A 914-nucleotide genomic window follows, 5' to 3' on the forward strand; every position below is an offset into this window, starting at 1 on the left:
TTGCTAACAATGGTTTTCCATTGCGGTAATTTTTCTGCTGTAAAAGAAACCTCAATAAGTGAGCCAATTTCCGGCATCACAAAAAGGGCCTCACACCTGTAATACCTTTTCTCCAACGGGAGCCAGACACAATCAAATATCACCGGCACCCGCCCGTTAACTTCCGCCCAGTAATAACCATTAATATTCTCATCAAACCAATAAGGCCAATAAAGATCATTTTTATCTGGCGGAGGGCCTCTATTTAATTTTTTGGTGGCTTTAACAAAAAACAACCCTAACTTATCGATATAAATAACCGGATCAAAGGTTCTATCATTTTGTTTTCTTAGAAAAAAATTACGCTTATAGGTGATATCAGTATCAGAACGTTTAAATGTTCTGACACTTATAATGAGTCCTTCATACTCAAGTCTTTGCTCATACCATAGATTCTGATCCCCCGGCTGCATATCCGGCCAACTGGCGATCATGGGTAAAGAGGTAAAATTGGCATCGCAGCCTTTTTTATTTTTAGTAAAGCCAGGCGTCCAGGAACTTTTCCCTTCATATTCCGCCCAGTAAATAATATATTCTTTAGGCACTTCCATAACATGCCCATTAAATTTACCGCAAACAAAACCGGGGCGGTTTTCGGCAAAACTGAGTGGTGACATTAGCAGAAAAGTCATTATCAATAATGTGACAAAATATCTCACTCGTGTTTTATCACATAACAAACCACTTATATTTATCTTAGGGAACATAATTACCTTCCTTAACGTTTAATATGCGATAAAAGAAATTGTTGAGTACTGCTAACAATGGCTCTCCATTGCGGTAATTTTTCTACTGTAAAAATCACTTCAACCAGTGAGCCTATTTCTGGCATCACAAAAAGGGCCTCACAGATATAATATCTTTTCTCTAACGGC

Annotated in this window: 1 protein-coding gene; it reads right to left on the reverse strand. The window is 38.1% G+C overall.

Annotated elements, in window-relative coordinates; genetic code table 11:
* The coding region (locus YALDO0001_RS19425; protein ID WP_004705706.1) for a hypothetical protein at positions 1 to 746 on the reverse strand (746 nt) is incomplete at its 3' end.
* Positions 747 to 914: the final 168 nt, after the last annotated feature.

The sequence above is a fragment of the Yersinia aldovae ATCC 35236 genome (genome assembly GCF_000173735.1).
Taxonomy (GTDB): Bacteria; Pseudomonadota; Gammaproteobacteria; order Enterobacterales; family Enterobacteriaceae; genus Yersinia; species Yersinia aldovae.